The organism is Pseudomonas sp. GW821-FHT03A09 (genome assembly GCF_059421065.1).
In genome coordinates this window covers 25,139-47,695 of record NZ_JBWKUX010000016.1, presented here as the reverse complement: position 1 = coordinate 47,695, position 22,557 = coordinate 25,139, and the positions used below count along the sequence as shown (strand labels likewise).

The following is a 22,557-nucleotide window of genomic DNA, read 5'->3' as shown; positions in this document are numbered from 1 at the left end:
CCTGCGATGCATGCGACTCGGTCTCTCAGCAAGACCGAGGTGATGCAATCGCAGGCAAGCCAGCTCCCACAGGGGGTGTTGCTTACCCAAGTATTTGCATCCGACCAATGATTTTTAAAGAACAAAACAGCAGGTGAAGTCATGACCACAACTCAACCCCTGGAACTGCTGGCGCCCCTGTCCGGGGTGCTGCTGGCGCTGGATCAGGTGCCTGACCCGGTGTTCGCCAGCCGCCTGATCGGCGATGGCCTGTGCATCGATCCGACCTCGCAGACCCTTTGCGCACCCTTGGCCGGGGTGATCAGCAATATCCAGGACAGTGGGCATGCCGTCAGCGTGACCGACGACAACGGTGTTCAGGTGCTGATGCATATCGGCCTGGACACCGTGAACCTGGCGGGCCAGGGTTTCACCCGGCTGGTCGAGGAAGGCCAGCGGGTGGAGGCCGGGCAACCGTTGATTGAGTTCGATGCCGACTATGTGGCGCTCAATGCACGGAGTTTGCTGACCCTGATGTTGGTGGTCAGTGGTGAGCCGTTCACACTGCTGGCCCATGGCCTGGTGGAAACGGGGCAGCCAGTGTTGCGGGTTTCTCCCGGCGATAGTCCTGAACAAACCGCCGAGGAGGAGGGCGATGCACTGTTCTCCAAGCCGCTGACCTTGCCCAATGCCAACGGCCTGCACGCCCGCCCTGCGGCGGTATTGGCCCAGGCGGCCAAGGGATTCAAGGCGAGCATCTATCTGCATAAGCAAACCCAGAGCGCCAACGCCAAGTCGCTGGTGGCGATCATGGCGCTACAAACCGTACAAGGCGATACCTTGCAGGTGAGTGCGGCGGGTGAGGATGCAGAGGCGGCGATCAAGGCGCTAGTGGTGCTATTGAATGAAGGTTGTGGTGAGGCGGTAGTGGCGCCAGTCGAGGTGATTGAGCCGGTGGTGCCTGCGTCGTCACCGACATTGCTGCGAGGCGTGTGTGCGTCACCGGGTTCAGCATTTGGCCAGGTGGTTCAGGTGGCCGAGCCTGAATTGACGATCACTGAAAAGGGCGCCGGCGAGACGCTCGAGCGTGCAGCCTTGGAGCGTGGGCTGCGGGCGGCAAGCGAAGCCCTGCAAACATTGCAAGACAACGCGTCGGGTAGTGCCCAGGCCGAGATTTTCCGTGCCCATCAGGAATTGCTCGAGGACCCGACATTGTTGGAGCAAGCCCATGGATCATTGGCGAAGGGCAAGAGCGCCGCCTTTGCCTGGAATAGTGCCACGGTCGCGACCAGCAAGCTGTTCCAGGGGCTGGGCAGCGTATTGCTCGCCGAGCGGGCGGCGGACCTGGCCGATGTCGGCCAGCGCGCGCTGAAGCTGATCCTCGGCATTCAGGACAGCGTCTGGGATTTGCCCGAGCGCGCGATCCTGATCGCCGAACAACTGACCCCATCGCAAACCGCCAGCCTGGACACACGCAAGGTGCTGGGCTTTGTCACCGTCGGCGGTGGTGCGACCAGCCATGTTGCGATCCTCGCGCGTGCGTTGGGCCTGCCCGCCATCTGCGGCGTGCCGGTGCAGGTATTGGCGTTGGATAACGGCAAGCAGGTATTGCTCGATGCCGATAAGGGCGAGTTGCACCTGGAGCCGAACCTGGTCGAGATCGAGCAATTGGAAGCCGCGCGCAAACAGCAGGTGCAGAAGCGTCAGTGTGACGTGGCGCAGGCGGCTTTGCCGGCCACCACCTGCGACGGTCATCACGTCGAAGTCACGGCCAACGTCGCCTCATTGCAGGAGGTGGAGCAAGCCCTGGCCCTCGGCGGTGAAGGCGTGGGCCTGCTGCGCTCGGAGTTTCTCTACCTGGACCGCAACCGCGCACCGAGCCCGGAAGAACAAGCAGGCACCTATACCGCCATCGCCCGAGCCTTGGGCGCCGAGCGCAATTTGGTGGTGCGCACCCTGGACGTCGGTGGCGACAAACCGTTGGCCTATGTGCCGATGGACAGTGAGACCAATCCGTTTCTTGGTTTGCGTGGCATTCGGCTGTGCCTGGAGCGTCCTGAGCTGCTGCGCGAGCAGTTTCGCGCGATTCTCGCCAGCGCAGGTTTCGCGCGACTGCACATCATGTTGCCGATGGTCAGCCTGCTTTCGGAGCTGCACTTGGCCCGCACGATTCTTCAAGAGGAAGCTCTGGCGCTCGGGCTCACCGAGTTGCCGAAACTGGGCATCATGATCGAGGTGCCGTCTGCCGCCTTGATGGCCGATGTGTTTGCCCCGCATGTGGATTTCTTTTCCGTCGGCACCAATGACCTGACCCAATACACCCTGGCCATGGACCGCGACCATCCACGTTTGGCCAGCCAGGCCGACAGCTTTCACCCGGCCGTGCTGCGTTTGATCGCCACCACGGTCAAGGCCGCCCATGCCCATGGCAAGTGGGTCGGCGTATGCGGCGCATTGGCGTCCGAGGCGCTGGCGGTGCCGGTGTTGATCGGGCTGGGGGTGGATGAGTTGTCGGTCAGTGTGCCGTTGATCCCGACCATCAAGGCCACCGTGCGCGAGTTGAACCTGGCTGACTGCCAACTCATCGCCCGTCAGGTACTGGGCCTGGAAGAGGCCGTCCAGGTGCGCGAGGCGCTGCGCCTGTATCACGCCGCTACTGTTGAAACCTCACCTGTCGTGGAGCATTGAGCATGTTCGAGAAATTGCAGCGAGCGTTTTGGAAAGCGTTGACGCCGGATTTGATTGCCGAGAACGTAGCGGCGCCGGGGTTGTTGTCGCCCGAGGTGCTGAGTGGGCTCGGCGGCGCGGATAACCTCAAGTCGCAACAGCGTGTGGCGCTGACGCGGGTGAGGGTGCAACTGCTGGATGCGGGGCGGTTGGATGCCACAGCCCTAAAGGCGGCTGGAGTGCCGGGAGTGATGGTGTTGTCAGGCGGCGTGGTCCATCTGCTAACCGGCCTCTAAGCCAGTTGGAGATCTAAATGTGGGAGGGGGCTTGCCCCCGATAGCGGTGGGTCAGCTACAGATAAGCAGACAGATACACTGCAATCGGGGGCAAGCCCCCTCACACATTGGTTTTGTGGTGTTTGTTAGAGCTGTGGGGTTTCTTCCGGCGGCTTGGTCTTGTCGATGCCCGGCACATGCAAGTTGCCCTCGACCACCTGGTTGCCCTCCAACTGCGGTTGGGTTACCCAGGTGAGGATGTCGTAGTAACGCCGGATGTTCGCCACAAAGTGTACCGGCTCGCCGCCCCGGGCATAGCCGTAGCGGGTCTTGCTGTACCACTGCTTCTGCGACAGGCGTGGCAGCATCTTCTTTACATCCAGCCACTTGTTCGGGTTCAGGCCCTCGCGCTTGGCCAGGGTGCGCGCGTCTTCCAGGTGGCCAGTACCGACGTTGTAGGCGGCGAGGGCGAACCAGGTGCGATCGGGCTCGGCGATGCTGTCGTCCAATTCATCTTTGATTTTCGCCAGGTACTTGGCGCCGCCCATGATGCTTTGCTTGGCGTCCAGGCGGTTGGACACGCCCATGGCCTGGGCGGTGTTCTGGGTCAGCATCATCAGGCCGCGCACGCCGGTCTTGGAGGTGACGGCCGGTTGCCACAGGGATTCCTGGTAGCCGATGGCCGCCAACAGTCGCCAGTCGACTTTTTCTTCCTTGGCGTAGGTACGGAAGTGTTTTTCGTATTTGGGCAGGCGCTGCTGCAAGTGTTGCGCGAAGGTGTAGGCGCCGACATAGCCGAGTACATCGACATGCCCGTAGTAGCGGTCTTTCAGGCGTTGCAGGGTGCCGTTCTTCTCGACTTTGTCGAGGTAGCTGTTGATCTCGTTGAGCAGGCTGTTGTCATCACCCGGGGCCACGGCCCAGCTCTGGTTGCTGGCATTGCCGAGATCGAACGCCACGCGCACGTTGGGGAAGTACACCTGGTTCATCGCCACTTCGTTGGAGTCCACCAGGGTCAGGTCGATCTGGCCCTCGTCCACCATGCGCAGCAGGTCGACGACTTCAACGGCGTCGGACTCTTCATATTCAATCGCAGGGTTCTGCTTTTTAAGCTCGGCCAGTTGTTCGGCGTGGGTGCTGCCCTTGAGCACCATGATCTTCTTGCCGACCAGATCCGCCGCGTTGGTGGGGCGCGACTGGCCGTTGCGGTAGATGATCTGCGGGGTCACTTCGAGATAAGGATGGGAGAAGCGCACCTGCTGCTGACGCTGCTCACTGCTGACCAGGCCAGCGGCGGCGAGGACCGGCCCGTTGGGCTTGCCCAGTTGGCCGAACAGGTCGTCGAGGTTGTCGGCGGTCTCGATCTCCAGCTTCACGCCCAGTTCGTCGGCGAAGCGCTTGACCAGTTCATATTCGAAACCGGTTTCACCGTTGCGGTCCTGGAAATAAGTCGCCGGACTGTTTCGGGTGACCACCCGCAATACACCATCCTCCTTGATTCGCTCGAGCGTGCTGGGTTTATCAACACAGGCGCTGAGCAGCAGGAAGAGACCGGTGACGAAGAGCCATTTGGCGCATCGCTGGCGCAAAGCAGTTGGGGAGAACATTGGCGCAGTATACGCAAACGGCCCTCGGCGCCATATCTCGACAGCAGGGGACTTGTCTGCTAGCACCCGCAAAACCGGGCTGAAGCCCGCAGAAACGCGGGTTGGCGAGGGTTTGTGACGGTTAAAATAACTGTGCGCGTGATCTTGGAAAACGCCCCGATACCGTGCATTCCGTGCCAACTGACGTTCGGCAGCGGCCAGCCGTAGCGTTTCGGGTGCCGTTGGCGGCGGTTTACGCTAGAATGCACGGCCTCAAAGCACACCCCCTTCCCGAGGCTGTCCCGAAGATGTTGATCCTGCGCGGCGCTCCTGCCCTTTCTGCCTTTCGCCACAGCAAACTCCTTGAGCAACTGAGCCAGAAGGTTCCAGCTGTTACAGGCCTGTACGCTGAATTTGCTCACTTCGCCGACGTTACCGGCGTCTTGACCGCCGACGAACAGCAAGTGCTGGCACGCCTTCTGAAGTACGGTCCCAGCGTTCCCGTCCAAGAGCCTAACGGCCGCTTGTTCCTGGTTCTGCCGCGGTTCGGCACCATCTCGCCCTGGTCGAGCAAGGCCAGCGATATCGCCCGCAACTGTGGCCTGGAAAAAATCCAGCGCCTGGAGCGTGGTATCGCTTTCTACGTCGCCGGCCAGTTCAGCGACGCCGAGGCCGAGCTGATCGCCAGCAGCCTGCACGACCGCATGACCCAGATCATCGTCAGCCAGTTGGAACAGGCTGCCGGCCTGTTCAGCCATGCCGAGCCCAAGCCGCTCACCGCGATTGACGTGCTCGGCGGTGGCCGCGCCGCCCTCGAGAAGGCCAACACCGAACTGGGCCTGGCCCTGGCCGAAGACGAGATCGACTACCTGGTCAACGCCTTCAACGGCTTGAAGCGCAACCCGCACGACATCGAACTGATGATGTTCGCCCAGGCCAACTCCGAGCACTGCCGTCACAAGATTTTCAACGCCAGTTGGGACATCGACGGCGAGAGCCAGGAAAAAAGCCTGTTCGGCATGATCAAGAACACCTACGTGATGCACAGCGAAGGCGTTCTGTCGGCTTACAAGGACAACGCCTCGGTGATCGTCGGCTCCGTCGCCGGGCGTTTCTTCCCGGACCCTGAAACCCGCCAGTACGGCGCGGTGCAGGAGCCGGTGCACATCCTGATGAAGGTCGAGACCCACAACCACCCGACCGCGATTGCCCCGTTCCCGGGTGCAGCCACCGGTTCCGGCGGCGAGATCCGCGACGAAGGTGCTACCGGCCGTGGCGCCAAACCAAAGGCGGGTCTCACCGGCTTCACCGTGTCCAACCTGCAGATCCCGGGCTTCGAACAGCCGTGGGAAGTGCCGTACGGCAAGCCTGAGCGCATCGTCACCGCCCTCGACATCATGATCGAAGGCCCACTGGGCGGTGCAGCGTTCAACAACGAATTCGGTCGTCCGGCCCTCACCGGCTACTTCCGTACCTTCGAACAGTCCATCACCACCCCGCGTGGCGATGAAGTGCGCGGCTACCACAAGCCGATCATGCTGGCTGGCGGCATGGGCAACATCCGTGAAGAACACGTCAAGAAAGGCGAGATCCTGGTCGGCTCCAAGCTGATCGTGCTCGGCGGCCCGGCGATGTTGATCGGCCTGGGCGGCGGCGCCGCTTCCTCCATGGCCACCGGCACCAGCTCGGCGGACCTGGACTTCGCTTCCGTACAGCGCGAAAACCCAGAGATGGAGCGTCGCTGCCAGGAAGTCATCGACCGTTGCTGGCAATTGGGTGACAAGAACCCGATCAGCTTCATCCACGACGTCGGCGCGGGCGGTCTGTCCAACGCCTTCCCGGAACTGGTCAACGATGGCGACCGCGGTGGCCGTTTCGAACTGCGCAACATTCCAAACGACGAGCCGGGCATGGCCCCGCACGAAATCTGGAGCAACGAATCCCAGGAGCGCTACGTACTGGCGGTTGGCGCTGAAGATTTCGCACGCTTCCAGGCCATCTGCGAACGCGAGCGTTGCCCGTTTGCCGTGGTCGGCGAAGCCACTGCCGAGCCGCAACTGACCGTTACCGACAGTCACTTCGGCAACAGCCCGGTGGACATGCCGCTGGAAGTGCTGCTGGGCAAAGCCCCGCGCATGCACCGTTCGGCCGTACGTGAAACCGAACTGGGCGATGATTTCGACCCAAGCACACTCGACCTGGCCGACAGCATCGAACGCGTGCTGCACCACCCGGCCGTGGCGAGCAAAAGCTTCCTGATCACCATCGGCGACCGCACCATCACCGGCCTGGTGGCCCGTGACCAAATGGTTGGACCATGGCAGGTTCCGGTGGCTGACGTTGCCGTCACCGCCACCAGCTTCGACGTCTACACCGGTGAAGCCATGGCGATGGGCGAGCGTACGCCGCTGGCCTTGCTGGACGCCCCGGCGTCGGGCCGCATGGCGATTGGTGAAACCCTCACCAACATCGCGGCGTCGCGCATTGGCAAGCTGTCCGACATCAAACTGTCGGCCAACTGGATGTCCGCTGCCGGCCACCCGGGCGAAGACGCCCGCCTGTACGACACCGTGAAAGCTGTCGGCATGGAGTTGTGCCCTGAGCTGGGCATCACCATTCCGGTGGGCAAGGACTCCATGTCCATGGCCACCCGTTGGAACGAAGACGGCGTAGACAAGACGGTCACCTCACCGCTGTCGCTGATCGTCACCGGTTTTGCACCCGTCACCGACGTGCGTCAGACCCTGACCCCGCAACTGCGCATGGACAAGGGCACCACCGATCTGATCCTGATCGACCTGGGCCGTGGCCAGAACCGCATGGGGGCCTCGATCCTCGCGCAAACCCACGGCAAGCTGGGCAAACAGGCACCGGACGTCGATGACGCCGAAGACCTGAAAGCCTTCTTTGCCGTGATCCAGGGCTTGAACGCTGACGGTCACCTGCTGGCTTACCATGACCGTTCCGATGGCGGCTTGCTGACCAGCGTTGTAGAAATGGCTTTCGCCGGTCACTGCGGCCTGAACATCGTGCTCGACAGCGTTGCCGAGGATGCATCCGAGATCAACGGCATCCTGTTCAACGAAGAACTGGGCGCGGTGATCCAGGTTCGCCAGGACGCTACCCCGGACGTACTCGCACAATTCAGCGCCGCTGGCCTGGGCGATTGCGTGGCGGTGATCGGCCAGCCGATCAACAACGGTCAGATCGACATCGTCTTCAACGGCGACACTGTGTTCGAAGGCCAGCGCCGTCTGCTGCAACGCCAGTGGGCCGAGACCAGCTACCAGATCCAGCGCCTGCGTGATAACGCCGACTGCGCCGAGCAGGAATTCGATGTAATCCTGGAAGAAGACAACCCGGGCCTGAGCACCAAGCTCAGCTTCGACGTCAACCAGGACATCGCCGCGCCTTACATCAAGAAAGGCATCCGCCCACAAGTTGCCGTACTGCGTGAGCAGGGCGTCAACGGCCAGGTGGAAATGGCGGCCGCGTTCGACCGCGCCGGCTTCAATGCGATTGACGTGCACATGAGCGACATCCTCGCCGGTCGCGTTGACCTCAACGAGTTCAAAGGCCTCGTCGCCTGCGGCGGTTTCTCCTACGGCGACGTGTTGGGTGCCGGTGAAGGCTGGGCCAAGTCGGCCCTGTTCAACAGCCGTGCCCGCGATGCGTTCCAGGGCTTCTTCGAACGCAACGACAGCTTCACCCTGGGTGTGTGCAACGGTTGCCAGATGATGTCCAACCTCAGCGAACTGATCCCGGGCAGCGAGTTCTGGCCGCACTTTGTGCGCAACCGTTCCGAGCAGTTCGAGGCCCGTGTCGCCATGGTGCAAGTGCAGGAGTCCAACTCGATCTTCCTGCAAGGTATGGCGGGTTCGCGCATGCCAATCGCCATCGCCCACGGCGAAGGCCATGCCGAGTTCTCCAGCGAAGAAGCGTTGCTGGAAGCCGATTTGTCCGGTTGCGTGGCCATGCGTTTCGTCGACAACCACGGCAAAGTCACCGAGGCCTACCCGGCCAACCCGAACGGCTCGCCGCGCGGGATCACTGGCCTCACCAGCCGCGACGGTCGCGTCACCATCATGATGCCGCACCCGGAGCGTGTATTCCGCGCGGTGCAGAACTCGTGGCGTCCGGAAGAGTGGAACGAAGACGGCGCCTGGATGCGCATGTTCCGCAACGCTCGCGTATGGGTGAACTAAGACGGTGTTCAAGCTCGCCTTCTTTGTGCCCGACAGCCATGTGGAAACGGTGAAAACCGCCGTCTTCGCAGCCGGCGGTGGGCGCATCGGCAGCTACGACAACTGCGCCTGGCAAGTGCTGGGCCAGGGCCAATTCCGCGCGTTGGACGGCAGCCAACCGTTTATCGGGCAGGTCGGCCAGGTTGAAGTGGTTGAGGAGTGGAAGGTTGAGCTGGTGGTGACGGATGAGTTGATTGGGGCTGTTGTGGCTGCTTTGAAACTCAGTCACCCGTATGAGACACCGGCGTATGAGGTGTGGCAGTTGGCGGATTTTTGATTCGTACGCTGTAAAAACAAGAAACCCGCTGGGCCAGTTTGGTCAGCGGGTTTTTTGTTGTCTGTACGGGCCAATCGCAGGCAAGCCAGCTCCCACATTTTTAATGCATTCACCAATCAAAATGTGGGAGGGGGCTTGCCCCGATGGCGCCTGCACAGGCAACGAAGATTTAGGCGCCAGCCCCGATCTGCCGACCACTGACCAGCCGCTCCAACGCTTCACCCAACCCCAAAGCCTTGTCGCCAATCAGCAAATGCCAAACACCACTGTCGAGTTGGGTTACGCCTTGGCATCCAAGCGCCACAAGCTGAGCCTCGGACAACACCGAGTCATCCCCCAATTCCACCCGCAACCGCGTCATCGCCACCGCTTCCAGCTGGCGTACATTCCCCCGGCCACCCAAGGCATTCAGCCATTTCTCGGCTTCCTGCACATTCACCGCCACCGGCTTATCCACAGGCGTAACGCTCACTGGCGCAGTGGCGACAAACGACGGCATGGCCAAGCGAATTTCATCGGCGATGCTATCAGCCATCGGCCCAACCACTACCTGCAAGCTCCCGCCATTACCCGGCCGAACCACCGCCATGGCGCCCAGGGCTTTCAGCTCGGCATCCACGGCCTTATTGCGATCAACCATGTCCAACCGCAGGCGCGTGGTGCAAGCACCCACGCTCAGCAAATTCTCTGCACCGCCCAACGCCTGGATGTAAGCCGTGGCTCGCTGGTTATCACTCATCGCTTCAGCTTGTACGACCTGAATATCTTCACGCCCCGGCGTCTTCAGGTTGAACCGACGAATGCAGTAGTTGAACACGCTGTAGTAGATCGCTGCGTAGGCCAGGCCCACCGGAAACACCAACCAGCCATTGGTGGACTTGCCCCAACCCAGCACCATGTCGATAAACCCACCAGAGAAGGTAAAGCCCAGGTGGATATTCAGCATATTGGTGACGGCCATCGACAAGCCGGTGAGCACCGCATGGATCAGGTACAGGAACGGCGCCAGGAACATAAACGCGAATTCAATCGGTTCCGTCACCCCAGTCAAAAACGACGTCAGCGCCATCGACAGGAAGATCCCGCCCATCACCTTACGGCGTTCCGGCAAGGCATTGCGATACATCGCCAAACACGCCGCTGGCAGACCGAACAGCATCACCGGGAACATCCCTGTCATGAACTGGCCACCTTTCGGGTCGCCGGCAAAGTAGCGGGTCAGGTCGCCGGTCACGACCGCGCCGGTGGCCGGGTCGGTAAAGCTGCCGAACACAAACCACGCCATGTTGTTGAGGATATGGTGCAGGCCGGTGACGATCAGCAGGCGGTTGAACACGCCGAACACGAACGCGCCGAAGCTGCCGCTTTCCATTAGCAATACGCCGAAGCTGTTGATGCCGTGCTGGATCGGCGGCCAGATCAAGCCAAAGATGACGCCCAACCCCACCGCACTGAACCCGGTGGCAATCGGCACAAACCGCCGCCCACCAAAGAACGCCAGGTACTCCGGCAGTTTGATGTCCTTGAAGCGGTTATACAGTCCACCGGCCATCAAGCCGCTGACAATGCCGGCGAGCATGCCCATGTTGATGCTGGTGTCCATCACCTTGAGCGTGGAGACCATCACCAGGTAACCAATCGCGCCAGCCAGGCCTGCTGTGCCGTTATTGTCACGGGCAAAGCCTACGGCGATGCCGATGGCGAAGATCAGTGCCAGGTTGGCGAAGATCGCTTGCCCGGCGTCGTGCATGACCGCGATGTTCAAAAGATCCGTATCACCCAGGCGCAGCAACAGGCCGGCGATCGGCAAGATCGCAATCGGCAGCATCAGCGCACGGCCCAGGCGTTGCAGGCCTTCGATAAAGTGTTGGTACATGGCGAGTCTCCTTTGTTCTTGTTGTTGTCAGCTCAGCGGCCAGTGGTGTTGACAGGCTTGGCGAACCGCCTTGGCACTGCTCAGGTCAAGCAGGCTTCGGCTCAGTTGCCGGCATTGCGCCGCATCCAGGTGGCGGACGCGGTCCTTGATTTCTCCGATCTGCGGCGGGCTCACCGACAGTTCGCTGACCCCCAGGCCTACCAGCACCGGCGTGGCCAGCGGGTCAGAGGCGAGGGCGCCGCAGACGCCGACCCAGCGTCCATGTTTGGCAGCTCCCGCACAGGTCTGCGCGATCAGCCGCAGCAGTGCCGGGTGTAGGGCGTCGACCCGTGCGGCGAGGCCCGCGTGGTCGCGGTCCATAGCCAGGGTGTACTGGGACAGGTCATTGGTGCCGATGGACAGGAAATCAGCGTGCTCGGCCAGTTGTTCGGCCATCAACGCGGCGGCGGGCACTTCGATCATCACGCCCAATTCCGGGCGCTGCGTCAGCCCAAGTTCTGTGCATAACTCATCCAGGCGCAGGCGAATCTGCAACAGTTCGTCGACTTCACTGACCATCGGCAGCAGGATGCGGCAGCGCTCCAACGGGCTGATTTGCAACAGGGCGCGCAGTTGCTGGTCGAGCAGTTCCGGGCGCACCTGGGCCATGCGGATGCCACGCAGGCCCAACACCGGGTTGGCCTCGATGGGCAGCGGCAGGTAGTCGAGCTGCTTGTCGCCGCCCACGTCGATGGTACGGATGATCACGGATTTATCGCCCATGGCCTCCAGCACGGCTTGATAGGACTGGCGTTGTTCCTGCTCATCCGGCGCGGTGCGGCGGTCGACGAAGAGGAATTCGGTGCGCAGCAGGCCGACGCCGTCAGCCCCGTTTTCAAAGGCCACTTGGGCCTCGGCGCTGGAGGCGACATTGGCCGCAATTTCAATGCTCACGCCATCGGTGGTACGCGCCGGTTCGCGGGCCTGGGCCTGCTGCTGTTGGCGGCGCAGTTTCTGCGCGTCGCGAATCTGGTGCACTTCGGCGTGACGCGCTTCACTCGGCGCCAGTTCCAGGCGGCCGTTGGCGGCGTCGAGCACCACCCGTTGGCCTTGGGGCACATCGAGTACTTCGTCTCCAAGTGCGACCACACAAGGCAGGCCTTTGCCACGGGCCAAAATGGCCACATGGGACGTGGCGCCGCCTTCGGCCATGCAGATGCCGACGGCGTTCTGTGCACTCAGTTGCAACAGGTCGGAGGGGGTCAGCTCATGGGCGCTGACAATCGATCCTGCGGGTAACTCGAAATGCCAGGCTTCGCCCAGCAGCGCACGCAGTACACGTTGCTGCAAATCCCGCAGGTCGTTGGCGCGTTCGGCGAACAGCGGCTTACCCAGCGCCAGCAGCACGGCACATTGCGCCTGGATCGCATCGCGCCAGGCGTGGGTAGCGGCGCTGCCGTGTTCGATGGCGCCGGTGGCGGCGTCCAGCAGGGTCGGGTCTTCGAGCAGGGCGAGGTGGGCGGCGAAGATGTCTTCTTCTTCGGTGTTCTTACGCTGACGGGCGTGGTCCAGGGTGCTGCGGATTTCCCCGCGCACTTGTTCCAGCGCGGCATCCAGTCGTTGCAGTTGCTCATCGGCGATGTGGTCGCCGGAGTCTTGCGGCAGTTCGATGCCAGTCAGATGGAACAACGGCCCGCAGACCAGGCCGGGAGCGGCGCACACGCCTTGCAGCACGTTGGCTTCGGTGTTCGCCCGGCGTGGCGTGGCGACGACCGGCGCGTGGTGTTCTTCTTTGAGGGGGGCGGACAGCGCGGCAAGCAATGCCTGCAAGGCCGCCTCGGCATCCTTGCCGCGACAGGTCACACGTACTTCGTCACCTTCGCCAATCCCCAGCCCCAACAAGCCGGTCAGGCTGTCGCACGCGGCCGATTTATCGCCGAAGTGCAGATGGGCCGTACTGCTGAAATCCTGGGCTGTCTTGCGGATCAGCGCGGCCGGACGAGCATGCAAGCCGCCACGGTGGGTAATGCGCACGCTGGCGCTGACCTCGGTGGTTGAGTTATCCACAACCGCTTGCACCGCTGCCGTCGAGCGCGTCGCGATCTGCAACAATGGCTGGCCGACCTTGACCGTTTGTCCGGCGAGTGCCCGTAATTCAAAGCGCTCGCCATTGGTCAAAATGATCAAGCTGACCAGGCTTTTGCACTGGCGCGCAATGCGATCCAGATCAAACTGCACCAGCGCCTCGCCCTGGCTCACCCGTGCGCCTTCCTTGACCAGCAGCGCAAAGCCTTCGCCATTCAGTTCTACCGTGTCGATGCCCACATGCATCAATATTTCAGCGCCGTTCTCGGCACGGATCGTCAGTGCATGCCCGGTGCGGGCGACGTGGATGATCACCCCGTCACACGGTGCATGCAGGCAATCATTCAGCGGGTCGATGGCTATCCCATCGCCCATGGCGCCACTGGCGAACACTTCGTCGGGAACGTTGCCCAGGGTCAGCACGGGCCCGCTTAGGGGGGCGCTGAGGGTCAATGCATTATTGTTGTTGGACATGGGCACGGTACTCATCAGGAAAACGCTGCAAACCACTCAGTGAGTGCGGGTAACTTTGCTCAGGTGACGCGGCTGGTCCGGGTCCATGCCCCGGGCAACCGCCAGGCCTGCGGCCATCACGTAAAAGCTCTGGATCGCCAGGATCGGGTCCAGGCTCGGGTGCTCGGCGCGGCTCAGGGTCAGGTCGCGCTCGGCGATATCGTCTGGCGCGGCCAGCAGTACGCGGGCGCCGCGTTGACGCATGTCGGCAGCCAGGCTCAACAGTCCGGCTTGTTCAGCACCCCGTGGGGCGAACACCAGCAAGGGGTAGTTCTTGTCGATCAAGGCCATCGGCCCGTGGCGCACTTCGGCGCTGCTGAAGGCTTCGGCCTGGATTGCCGAGGTTTCCTTGAGCTTGAGCGCGGCTTCCTGGGCGATGGCAAACCCGGCACCACGACCGATCACCATCAGTTGCTGGCAGTCGCGCAGGGCTTCGATGGCCAGGCTCCAGTCCTGTCGGGCGGCTGCACGCAGCTCGACTGGCAAGGCGCGGCAGGCTTGCAACAGATCGACTTCCTGGTTCCAGTGGCCGATCAACTGCGCGCTGGCGCTCAGGGTGGCAATAAAGCTTTTCGTCGCAGCGACGCTTTGTTCCGGTCCGGCGCACAGCGGCACGTGGAACTCGCAGGCGGCTTCCAGCGGCGAGTCTTCGGCGTTGACCATCGAAATGCTCAAGGCACCGCGTTTGCGCAGCAGGCGCAGGCTGTTGACCAGGTCCGGGCTCTGGCCCGACTGGGAGAAACCAAACGCGACCTGGCCGCTGACTTTCATCGGTGCTTGCAACAAGGTCACCACCGACATGGGCAACGATGCCACTGGAATGCCCACGTGCTGCATGGCCAGGTACGCAAAGTAACTGGCGGCATGGTCCGAGCTGCCACGGGCGATGGTCATCGCCACTTGCGGCGGCTGACGGCGCAGGCGGCCGGCGATTTCTTCCAGCAACGGGTCCAGGCGTTGCAGTTGCGCCGCGACGGCGTCACAAGAGGCCAGGGCCTCTTCAAGCATTTTTGAAGTCAATGGTTTCTCCTTCGACCATTACGTCGGTGAGTGTCAGGGAGCGGTCCATGCGCACGCAGTCGGCAAAGCTGCCGGGCTGCAGGCGCCCGCGTTCTTCCAGGCCCAAATAGTCCGCAGGAAACTGCGACAGGCGTTGTGAGGCTTCGCTGATGGGCAGGCCGATCTTCACCAGGTTGCGCAGCGCCTGATCCATGGTCAGGGTGCTGCCGGCCAGGGTGCCGTCGGCCAGGCGCACGCCGCCCAGGCACTTGGTCACGGTGTGGCTGCCCAGCTTGTATTCGCCGTCGGGCATGCCGGCGGCGGCGGTGGAATCGGTGACGCAGTACAGGCACGGGATCGAGCGCAGGGCCACGCGCATGGCCCCGGGGTGCACATGCAGCAGATCCGGGATCAATTCCGCGTATTTGGCGTGGGCCAGCGCGGCGCCGACGATGCCCGGCTCGCGGTGATGCAGCGGGCTCATGGCGTTGTACAAATGGGTGAAGCTGGTGGCGCCAGCGGCGAGGGCGGCGACGCCTTCTTCATAGCTGCCCAGGGTGTGGCCGATCTGCATACGCACGCCGCGCTCGCTGAGGGCGCGGATCAAGGCGTCATGCCCGGCGATTTCCGGCGCGATGGTGATCACGCGGATCGGTGCCAGGCGCAGGTAGGCTTCCACTTCGGCCATCAGTGCGGTGTGGGCGAAATTGGGTTGGGCGCCGAGTTTTCCTGGATTGATATAAGGGCCTTCCAGGTGCACGCCGAGGACCCGGGCGCTGCCTGCCGGGCGCTGCTCACAGAAGGTGCCGAGTTGGCCGAGCACGCGGGAGATTTCTTCCACCGGCGCAGTCATGGTGGTGGCCAGCAGCGAGGTCGTACCAAAGCGTACATGGGTGCGGGTGATGGTCTCGAAGGCAGTGCTGCCTTCCATGATGTCCGCACCGCCGCCGCCGTGTACGTGCAGGTCGATAAAGCCCGGCAGCAGGTAGGGCAGGCCATTTTCCGCTGGGTCGCACGGCGTGCCTTCGATGGCGACCACCTTGCCGTGTTCGTGCACCAGACGGCCGCGAATCCAGCCGTGGGGCGTGAGGATATTGTCTTCGGACATGGGCAGTTCTCTAAGTTCGCAGTTCAGCGGAATAGTCATGGCGGCGCAGCTCTGCGACGAAGTCGTAGTAGTCGTTGCGGCAATAGGTATCGGTGATTTCAATCGGGGTGTTGTCGGCGGTGTAGCCGACCCGGGTCATCAGCAGCATGGCGGTACCGGGGGCGATGCCCACCAGCTTGGCGAACTCATCGGAGGCGTTGATCGCCTGGATGTGTTGCAGGGCCCGCACGATGGGTTTGCCGATGCCTTCGAGGTATTCGTACAGCGAATTGCCGATGGCCTGCGGGTGCGGCAACACCGAGGCGGGCATGGCGGTCGTTTCAATCGCCATCACGGTGTCATCGGCTTTGCGCAAACGCTTGAGGCGCGCCACCTTGTCAGTGGGCGACAGGCCCAGGCGGATCAGCTCTTCGTGGGTCGGCGGGGTGACTTCGCGCTCCAGCCACTGGGAGGTGGGCACAAACCCTTTGAGCCGCAGCATTTCGCTGAAGCCCGACAGGCGTGACAGCGGTTGTTCCAGGCGCGGGGTGATAAAAGTGCCGGAGCCTTGGCTGCGGCGGATCAGACCCTGGGCCAGCAACACTTCCAGCGCTTTACGGGCCGTCACCCGTGAGATGCCCAATTGCTCGCTGAGGACGCGTTCCGACGGCAACGCCTGTTCGGATTTCCACTGGCCGGCATGGATCGCCGCTTCCAGGTTGCGGGCCAATTGCAGATACAGCGGCGTGGATTGTTTGTCGTCGGGGCGCAGGGTCAGGATGGCGTTCATCTGTCAGGTTTCCGATGCGGTTATTGGAATGTTGTCGCCCGGTATTGGCCGGAAAGTAATACCACTTAAATACCATGTCAATGCAGCTAAAAGGGTGAAAACGATGGTTTTAGGGCCTTCTAGTGGGGCCTGGTATCAAGTGGTATTAGAGAGGTCTTTGTTGCGCGCAGAACGGCGCAGCCCGGCGCGGTGAACTGGTATTCACCGGCAGGCACGGCCAGGGGCGGGAATTTTTTTCGGATTATTTTACGAACGGTACGAGATTACGGACGAATCTCGATCAGGGTGCCGTCTTTGACCAGGTTCCAGACTTCACGCATGTCCACGTTGCGCATGCCGATGCAACCGTCGGTCCAGTCCAGGGTATGGAAGAGTTGTTCCGGGTACTCCTCGCTGTCGGGGGTGCCGTGGATCATGATCATGCTGCCCGGTTTCACCCCTTCGCGACGGGCGCGGGCGGCGTCGCTGATATTGGGGTAGGAGATGTGCATCGACAGGTTGAAGCGGTCGCTGGTCTTGCGCCAGTCGATCCAGTAGAGGCCTTCCGGTGTGCGACGGTCACCCTCGATCAGCTTGGTGCCCCTGGGATTGCGGCCCAAGGAAATGCGATAGGTCTTGAGGGGCTTGCCGTCGTTGATCAACTGCAACTGACGGGCAGACTTGAGCACCAGGATTTTTTCGACCGGCTTGCCGTCGATGATTTCCACCGTGGAGGCCGAAGAGAGCGTAGCGAACGACAGGCAGATAATAGCGAGCAACCAACGCATTAAAACGGATTCCCTTATTAGAAAGGTGCTGCCTGAAAATTATTTGGCCGACGGCTTCATCGGCGGCACCGACTCGCTGCGTACCGGGAACGCCTGTTGGCGACGGTCAGCGAAGAAGCATTCTAAGGTACGCCCGACCGTGCGGAAAGCCAGCTCGGACCAAGGGATGTCGGCTTCATCGAATAGCTTCACTTCAAGGCTTTCGGGGCCGGCGGCAAAGTCCAGGTCGACCAGTTCGGCACGGTAGAAGATATGCACCTGGCTGATGTGCGGCACATCGATCAATGTATAGATGCACAGGTTGCGTACGCGGGCGCAGGCTTCTTCCAGGGTTTCGCGCGCTGCGGCCTGTTCCACGGTCTCGCCATTTTCCATGAAGCCTGCGGGCAGGGTCCAGTAACCCAGGCGTGGCTCGATGGCGCGGCGGCACAGCAGTACTTGATCGCCCCACACCGGCACCGTACCGGCGACGATATTGGGGTTCTGGTAGTGAATGGTCGAGCAGTGGTCACACACATAGCGCAGGCGGCCGTCGCCTTCGGGAATGCGTTGGGTCACCGGTTTGCCGCACTGGCTGCAGAAGTTCATGCTGGGGTTCCTGGAGAATGGGCCTATCTTGGCTTGGCGGGCAGGGCCCTGCAAGTTGTCGTTTCGCGACATGCACCGGGTTTTGGGGTTGGGCGCCCGCACGCTTTGGTGCATGATGCAAGGTAGCCAACAGACCGAGATGACTCATGCTGGACGAGCTACTTCGCCGGGTAAGCAATCACACCCCCCACACGTTGGAGACTGACGGGCGTTTCCCCGAGGCCGCCGTGCTGGTGCCCATTACCCGCAGTGACGAACCTGAGCTGATCCTGACCCTGCGCGCCAGCGGCCTGTCGACCCACGGTGGCGAAGTGGCCTTTCCTGGCGGACGTCGCGACCCCGAAGACCCCGACCTGATCTTTACCGCACTGCGCGAAGCCGAAGAAGAAATCGGCCTGCCGCCCGGGCTGGTGGAGATCATCGGACCGTTGAGCCCGTTGATCTCCCTGCATGGCATCCGGGTCACGCCCTATGTCGGTGTGATCCCGGATTACGTCGAATACCTGGCCAACGATGCCGAGATCGCCGCAGTCTTTAGCGTGCCCCTGGAGTTTTTCCGCCAGGACCCGCGCGAACATACCCACCGGATCGATTATCAGGGGCGCAGTTGGTATGTGCCTAGCTATCGGTTTGGCGAATACAAGATCTGGGGCCTGACGGCGATCATGATTGTCGAGCTGATCAACCTTCTGTATGACGATGCGAAGATCAGCTTGCACCAGCCGCCCAAGAGCTTCATCAAAACCTGAGCCACCGCTTGAGTGGCACGCCGTGAGGACACACCATGAAATATCGCCTGGGCGACGCTCGCGTCGAGACGCACCCCCACAGCTGGGTGGCACCGAATGCCACGCTGGTAGGCAAGGTCAAGCTGGAGGAGGGCGCCAACGTGTGGTTCAACGCGGTGTTGCGTGGCGACAACGAACTGATCCTGATCGGCAAGAACAGCAACGTGCAGGACGGCAGCGTGATGCACACTGACATGGGCTACCCGCTGACCCTGGGCACCGGCGTGACCATCGGCCATAACGCGATGCTGCATGGCTGCACGGTCGACGACTACAGCCTGATCGGCATCAATGCGGTAATCCTCAACGGTGCCAAGATCGGCAAGCACTGCATCATCGGCGCCAATTCACTGATCGGCGAAGGCAAGGAAATTCCCGACGGCTCACTGGTGATGGGCTCGCCGGGCAAGGTGGTGCGCGAGTTGACCGAGGCGCAGAAACGCATGCTCGAAGCCAGTGCCGCGCACTATGTGCATAACTCACAGCGCTATGCGCGTGACCTGGTTGAGCAGGAAGAATGAACCCGATTGAACGCCCCGTCGCTTCGCCATGCGTGAATATTTGCGCGTTGGATGACGACGACATTTGCACCGGCTGCCAGCGTACGGTGGACGAGATCACGCGTTGGAGCCGCATGGACAACGCCGAGCGCCGGGTGGTGCTGGGGCTGTGCCATGAGCGGGCGAAGGCGAGTGGGTTGGTGTGGATGATTCCTGGGAAATCCGGTGCCTGATAGACCGCTATCGCAGGCAAGCCAGCTCCCACATTTTGAATTGTGAATACCTTCAAATGTGGGCGCTGGCTTGCCTGCGAAGAGGCCCTGCCAGACGACATATTTCCAAATGTGCAGTACCCTGTGCCCCTTGTTCACAGGTCCATCCCCATGCTCTTCCTGATCGCCTACATCAGCAGCGTCGTGCTGATCAACTTCGCCTTCTCCACCGCCCCGCACCTGGATGTCATCTGGTCCGCCTGGGGTGGCCTGGTGTTTATCCTGCGCGATATGGTGCAAACCCGCTTCGGCCACGGCGCAATCGTCGCCATGCTGGCGGCGTTGGTGCTGTCGTACGTGACATCCGACCCAGCCATTGCCCTGGCCAGTGCCACAGCGTTCGCCGTGTCCGAGTGCATCGACTGGCTGGTGTTCAGCATCACCAAGCGCCCGCTCCACGATCGCCTGTGGATAAGTTCGGCGCTGAGCATTCCTCTCGATACCTTCATTTTCTTCGGCCTGATCGGTGCGCTGACGCCTGCGGTGGCGGGGACGGCGCTGGTGTCGAAGTTCGCCGGGGTCACGGTGGTGTGGTTGATCATGGCCTGGCGTTTGCGCAAACGGGCCATCGCCAACTGAGGCCAATTTTTACAGTTCATGTAAAATGCCGGCCTTTCTCCCCATGATCCGCTCCCCTGAGGACCTGAGATGACCCGAATCGGAACTCCATTGTCGCCAACCGCGACCCGCGTTTTGCTGTGTGGCTGCGGTGAGCTGGGCAAGGAAGTGGTAATCGAACTGCAGCGCCTGGGCGTTGAGGTGATTGCCGTGGATCGTTACGCCAATGCGCCGGCCATGCAGGTCGCGCACCATAGCCACGTGATCAACATGCTCGATGGCGCCGCCCTGCGTGCGGTAATCGAGGCCGAGAAGCCGCACTTCATCGTGCCGGAAATCGAAGCCATCGCCACTGCCACCCTGGTGGAACTGGAAGCCGAAGGCTTCACCGTGATCCCGACCGCACGTGCGACCTCGCTGACCATGAACCGTGAAGGCATCCGTCGCCTGGCCGCCGAAGAGTTGGACCTGCCGACTTCGCCGTACCACTTCGCCGACACCTTCGAAGACTACAGCAAGGCCGTGCAAGACCTGGGCTTCCCGTGTGTGGTCAAGCCAGTGATGAGTTCGTCGGGCAAGGGCCAGAGCCTGCTGCGCAGCACGGACGATGTGCAGAAAGCCTGGGACTACGCCCAGGAAGGTGGCCGCGCCGGTAAAGGCCGTGTGATCATCGAAGGCTTTATCGACTTCGACTACGAAATCACCCTGCTGACCGTGCGCCACATTGGCGGTACCACCTTCTGCGCACCTGTTGGCCATCGTCAGGAGAAAGGCGACTACCAGGAGTCCTGGCAGCCACAGGCCATGAGCCCGATTGCCCTGGCAGAATCCGAGCGCGTTGCCAAAGCCGTTACCGAAGCTTTGGGCGGTCGTGGTCTGTTTGGCGTGGAGTTGTTCATCAAGGGTGATCAGGTGTGGTTCAGCGAAGTATCGCCGCGCCCTCATGACACTGGCTTGGTGACGCTGATTTCCCAGGACTTGTCCCAGTTCGCGCTGCACGCTCGCGCTATTCTCGGTTTGCCGATCCCACTGATCCGTCAGTTCGGGCCTTCGGCGTCGGCGGTGATCCTGGTGGAAGGGCAGTCGACCCAGACTGCATTCGCCAACCTTGGCGCGGCCTTGAGCGAACCGGACACGGCGTTGCGTCTGTTTGGCAAGCCGGAAGTGAATGGCCAGCGCCGCATGGGTGTGGCGTTGGCGCGGGATGAGTCGATTGAAGCGGCTCGGGCGAAAGCGACCCGTGCTTCCAAGGCTGTCGTCGTAGAGCTCTAAACCGAGTCGCGCCCATCGCGGGCAAGCCCGGCTCCCACATTTTGAATTGTGAATGCCTTCAAATGTGGGAGCTGGCTTGCCTGCGATAGCGGTGCATCAGGCGACGCGATTCAAATCGTTATCCCGCGTCTCTTTCAGGCACAGCACGGCAATCAAGCTAAGCAGCGCCGCCGCCGACACATACCCGCCGACATAACTCAGCCCGCCCATCGCCACCAGCTTGGTCGCGAAGAACGGCGCCGCCGAGGCTCCCACAATCCCACCCAGGTTATACGCCGCCGACGCGCCGGTATAACGCACGCGGGTCGGGAACAGTTCCGGCAGCATGGCGCCCATTGGCGCGAAGGTCACACCCATCAGGAACAACTCCAGCGCCAGGAACAATGCAACCGCCCAGGTTGAACCGTGGGTCAGCAGCGGCTCCATGGTGAAGCCCGACAGAATCGCCAGGAGCGCCCCGACGATCAGCACCGGCTTGCGCCCGTAGCGATCACTGGCCAGGGCTGCCAGCGGCGTTGCCAACCCCATGAACAGCACGGCAAAGCACAGCAGGCCGAGGAAGGTCTCGCGGCTGTAGCCCAGCGTCGACACGCCATAGCTCAGGGAAAATGCGGTGGTGATATAGAACAGCGCGTAGCACACCACCATCGATGCCGCGCCCAGCAGCACAGGCGCCCAATGTTGGCTGAACAGCTCAACCAGCGGTACTTTCACCGGGGCTTCTTTGGCGACGGCATTGGCGAACACCGGCGTCTCGTGCAGTTTCAGCCGCGCATACAGGCCAACCATCACCAGCGCAGCGCTGAGGATGAACGGGATACGCCAGCCCCAACTGCGAAATTGCTCATCGCTCAGGCTCATGGCCAGGATCAGGAACAAGCCATTGGCCGCTAGAAACCCAATCGACGGACCCAGTTGCGGGAACATGCCGAACCAGGCGCGCTTGCCCTTCGGCGCGTTCTCGGTCGCCAGCAACGCCGCGCCACCCCATTCTCCACCCAGGCCCAGGCCCTGGCCGAAACGCAGCACACACAACAGGATCGGGGCCCAGGCGCCAATGCTGTCATACCCCGGCAGCAAGCCGATCAGCGTCGTGCACACGCCCATCAGCAGCAAGGACGCTACCAGTGTGGATTTGCGGCCGATACGGTCACCGAAGTGCCCGAACAGCGCGGAGCCCAGCGGGCGGGCGATGAAGGCGATGCCGAAGGTCAGGAACGAGGCCAGCATCTGCGCGGTGCCGGAGGTTTGTGGAAAGAACACCGGCCCGATCACCAGCGCCGCAGCAGTGGCATAGATGTAGAAGTCGTAGAATTCGATGGCGGTGCCGACGATGCTCGCCGTGGCGACCCGTGCGGTCGAGTTGCTCGGGGCGGCGGTCGCAGCCTCGTTGTAGGTGGTGCTCATGGTGGTATCCCTGACAGTCATAGCGCGTTTGGACGCGGATTTTTATTG

18 protein-coding genes are annotated in these 22,557 nt (G+C 62.0%); 9 read left to right on the top strand and 9 right to left on the bottom strand.

What is annotated here, in order from left to right; all coding sequences use genetic code 11:
* Nucleotides 1-141: 141 nt before the first annotated feature.
* Both ptsP (AC07V4_RS23740) and AC07V4_RS23735 read left to right on the top strand, forming a co-directional pair.
* A complete protein-coding gene (ptsP, locus tag AC07V4_RS23740; RefSeq protein ID WP_492638318.1) occupies nt 142-2,667 on the top strand; it encodes a phosphoenolpyruvate--protein phosphotransferase in 2,526 nt (841 codons plus the stop codon).
* 2 nt (nt 2,668-2,669) lie between these two features.
* Nucleotides 2,670-2,942 (top strand): PTS sugar transporter subunit IIB, encoded by a 273-nt coding sequence (locus AC07V4_RS23735; protein WP_492638317.1) that lies wholly within the window; start codon nt 2,670-2,672, stop codon nt 2,940-2,942.
* Between the two features lie 125 nt (nt 2,943-3,067).
* Here AC07V4_RS23735 and mltF read toward each other — a convergent pair whose 3' ends face one another.
* Nucleotides 3,068-4,528, bottom strand: a complete 1,461-nt coding sequence (mltF, locus tag AC07V4_RS23730; RefSeq protein WP_431752797.1) for a membrane-bound lytic murein transglycosylase MltF — start codon at nt 4,526-4,528, stop codon at nt 3,068-3,070.
* A gap of 287 nt (nt 4,529-4,815) precedes the next feature.
* Here mltF and purL point away from each other — a divergent pair, with 287 nt between their 5' ends.
* A complete protein-coding gene (gene purL, locus AC07V4_RS23725; RefSeq protein WP_492638316.1) occupies nt 4,816-8,712 on the top strand; it encodes a phosphoribosylformylglycinamidine synthase in 3,897 nt (1,298 codons plus the stop codon).
* 4 nt (nt 8,713-8,716) lie between these two features.
* A complete protein-coding gene (locus tag AC07V4_RS23720; protein WP_492638315.1) occupies nt 8,717-9,028 on the top strand; it encodes an NGG1p interacting factor NIF3 in 312 nt (103 codons plus the stop codon).
* A gap of 169 nt (nt 9,029-9,197) precedes the next feature.
* On the opposite strand, the gene nagE is transcribed toward AC07V4_RS23720, so the two are convergent.
* From nagE to AC07V4_RS23685, 7 genes are all read right to left on the bottom strand, one after another.
* On the bottom strand, nt 9,198-10,904 hold the full coding sequence (gene nagE, locus AC07V4_RS23715; RefSeq protein WP_492638314.1) for an N-acetylglucosamine-specific PTS transporter subunit IIBC: 1,707 nt from the start codon (nt 10,902-10,904) through the stop codon (nt 9,198-9,200).
* A 27-nt stretch (nt 10,905-10,931) separates the two neighbouring features.
* Nucleotides 10,932-13,442, bottom strand: coding sequence for a phosphoenolpyruvate--protein phosphotransferase (gene ptsP, locus AC07V4_RS23710; RefSeq protein ID WP_492638313.1), 2,511 nt, complete (start codon nt 13,440-13,442; stop codon nt 10,932-10,934).
* Nucleotides 13,443-13,478: 36 nt separating this feature from the next.
* Nucleotides 13,479-14,501, bottom strand: a complete 1,023-nt coding sequence (locus AC07V4_RS23705; protein ID WP_492638312.1) for an SIS domain-containing protein — start codon at nt 14,499-14,501, stop codon at nt 13,479-13,481.
* Entirely contained in the window at nt 14,482-15,588 is a 1,107-nt protein-coding gene (nagA, locus tag AC07V4_RS23700; RefSeq protein ID WP_492638311.1) for an N-acetylglucosamine-6-phosphate deacetylase, read from the bottom strand. Before nagA ends, AC07V4_RS23705 begins: the two co-directional genes overlap by 20 nt.
* A gap of 10 nt (nt 15,589-15,598) precedes the next feature.
* Nucleotides 15,599-16,357 (bottom strand): GntR family transcriptional regulator, encoded by a 759-nt coding sequence (locus AC07V4_RS23695; protein ID WP_492638310.1) that lies wholly within the window; start codon nt 16,355-16,357, stop codon nt 15,599-15,601.
* Between the two features lie 263 nt (nt 16,358-16,620).
* The gene (locus tag AC07V4_RS23690) at nt 16,621-17,124 is read right to left on the bottom strand and encodes a L,D-transpeptidase family protein (RefSeq protein ID WP_492638309.1); all 504 of its coding nucleotides are present in this window, start codon (nt 17,122-17,124) and stop codon (nt 16,621-16,623) included.
* 39 nt (nt 17,125-17,163) lie between these two features.
* Nucleotides 17,164-17,712: an NUDIX hydrolase gene (locus tag AC07V4_RS23685; protein WP_492638308.1), complete on the bottom strand. Its 549-nt coding sequence runs from the start codon at nt 17,710-17,712 to the stop codon at nt 17,164-17,166.
* Nucleotides 17,713-17,858: 146 nt separating this feature from the next.
* Between AC07V4_RS23685 and AC07V4_RS23680 the strand changes: the two genes are divergently transcribed.
* The 5 genes from AC07V4_RS23680 to purT all read left to right on the top strand — a co-directional run bounded on the left by AC07V4_RS23680 (nt 17,859) and on the right by purT (nt 21,102).
* Complete coding sequence (locus tag AC07V4_RS23680; RefSeq protein WP_492638307.1) at nt 17,859-18,461, top strand: CoA pyrophosphatase; 603 nt, start codon at nt 17,859-17,861, stop codon at nt 18,459-18,461.
* 35 nt (nt 18,462-18,496) lie between these two features.
* Nucleotides 18,497-19,021: a gamma carbonic anhydrase family protein gene (locus tag AC07V4_RS23675; RefSeq protein WP_431753542.1), complete on the top strand. Its 525-nt coding sequence runs from the start codon at nt 18,497-18,499 to the stop codon at nt 19,019-19,021.
* Nucleotides 19,018-19,233: a DUF1289 domain-containing protein gene (locus tag AC07V4_RS23670; RefSeq protein WP_431753541.1), complete on the top strand. Its 216-nt coding sequence runs from the start codon at nt 19,018-19,020 to the stop codon at nt 19,231-19,233. The genes AC07V4_RS23675 and AC07V4_RS23670 overlap by 4 nt, the downstream gene beginning before the upstream one ends.
* A gap of 150 nt (nt 19,234-19,383) precedes the next feature.
* Nucleotides 19,384-19,851 (top strand): preQ0 transporter, encoded by a 468-nt coding sequence (locus AC07V4_RS23665; protein WP_431753540.1) that lies wholly within the window; start codon nt 19,384-19,386, stop codon nt 19,849-19,851.
* A gap of 69 nt (nt 19,852-19,920) precedes the next feature.
* Nucleotides 19,921-21,102: a formate-dependent phosphoribosylglycinamide formyltransferase gene (gene purT, locus AC07V4_RS23660; RefSeq protein ID WP_492638306.1), complete on the top strand. Its 1,182-nt coding sequence runs from the start codon at nt 19,921-19,923 to the stop codon at nt 21,100-21,102.
* A gap of 96 nt (nt 21,103-21,198) precedes the next feature.
* Here purT and AC07V4_RS23655 read toward each other — a convergent pair whose 3' ends face one another.
* On the bottom strand, nt 21,199-22,509 hold the full coding sequence (locus tag AC07V4_RS23655; RefSeq protein WP_492638305.1) for an MFS transporter: 1,311 nt from the start codon (nt 22,507-22,509) through the stop codon (nt 21,199-21,201).
* Nucleotides 22,510-22,557 lie beyond the last annotated feature (48 nt).

What these genes read in the sequence shown, in the direction of transcription:
- ptsP (WP_492638318.1), top strand. Translation starts at nt 142, where the DNA reads ATGACCACAACTCAACCCCTGGAACTGCTGGCGCCCCTGTCCGGGGTG.
- AC07V4_RS23735 (WP_492638317.1), top strand. Translation starts at nt 2,670, where the DNA reads ATGTTCGAGAAATTGCAGCGAGCGTTTTGGAAAGCGTTGACGCCGGAT.
- mltF (WP_431752797.1), bottom strand. Translation starts at nt 4,528, where the DNA reads ATGTTCTCCCCAACTGCTTTGCGCCAGCGATGCGCCAAATGGCTCTTC.
- purL (WP_492638316.1), top strand. Translation starts at nt 4,816, where the DNA reads ATGTTGATCCTGCGCGGCGCTCCTGCCCTTTCTGCCTTTCGCCACAGC.
- nagE (WP_492638314.1), bottom strand. Translation starts at nt 10,904, where the DNA reads ATGTACCAACACTTTATCGAAGGCCTGCAACGCCTGGGCCGTGCGCTG.
- ptsP (WP_492638313.1), bottom strand. Translation starts at nt 13,442, where the DNA reads ATGTCCAACAACAATAATGCATTGACCCTCAGCGCCCCCCTAAGCGGG.
- nagA (WP_492638311.1), bottom strand. Translation starts at nt 15,588, where the DNA reads ATGTCCGAAGACAATATCCTCACGCCCCACGGCTGGATTCGCGGCCGT.
- AC07V4_RS23695 (WP_492638310.1), bottom strand. Translation starts at nt 16,357, where the DNA reads ATGAACGCCATCCTGACCCTGCGCCCCGACGACAAACAATCCACGCCG.
- AC07V4_RS23690 (WP_492638309.1), bottom strand. Translation starts at nt 17,124, where the DNA reads ATGCGTTGGTTGCTCGCTATTATCTGCCTGTCGTTCGCTACGCTCTCT.
- AC07V4_RS23685 (WP_492638308.1), bottom strand. Translation starts at nt 17,712, where the DNA reads ATGAACTTCTGCAGCCAGTGCGGCAAACCGGTGACCCAACGCATTCCC.
- AC07V4_RS23680 (WP_492638307.1), top strand. Translation starts at nt 17,859, where the DNA reads ATGCTGGACGAGCTACTTCGCCGGGTAAGCAATCACACCCCCCACACG.
- AC07V4_RS23675 (WP_431753542.1), top strand. Translation starts at nt 18,497, where the DNA reads ATGAAATATCGCCTGGGCGACGCTCGCGTCGAGACGCACCCCCACAGC.
- AC07V4_RS23670 (WP_431753541.1), top strand. Translation starts at nt 19,018, where the DNA reads ATGAACCCGATTGAACGCCCCGTCGCTTCGCCATGCGTGAATATTTGC.
- AC07V4_RS23665 (WP_431753540.1), top strand. Translation starts at nt 19,384, where the DNA reads ATGCTCTTCCTGATCGCCTACATCAGCAGCGTCGTGCTGATCAACTTC.
- purT (WP_492638306.1), top strand. Translation starts at nt 19,921, where the DNA reads ATGACCCGAATCGGAACTCCATTGTCGCCAACCGCGACCCGCGTTTTG.
- AC07V4_RS23655 (WP_492638305.1), bottom strand. Translation starts at nt 22,509, where the DNA reads ATGAGCACCACCTACAACGAGGCTGCGACCGCCGCCCCGAGCAACTCG.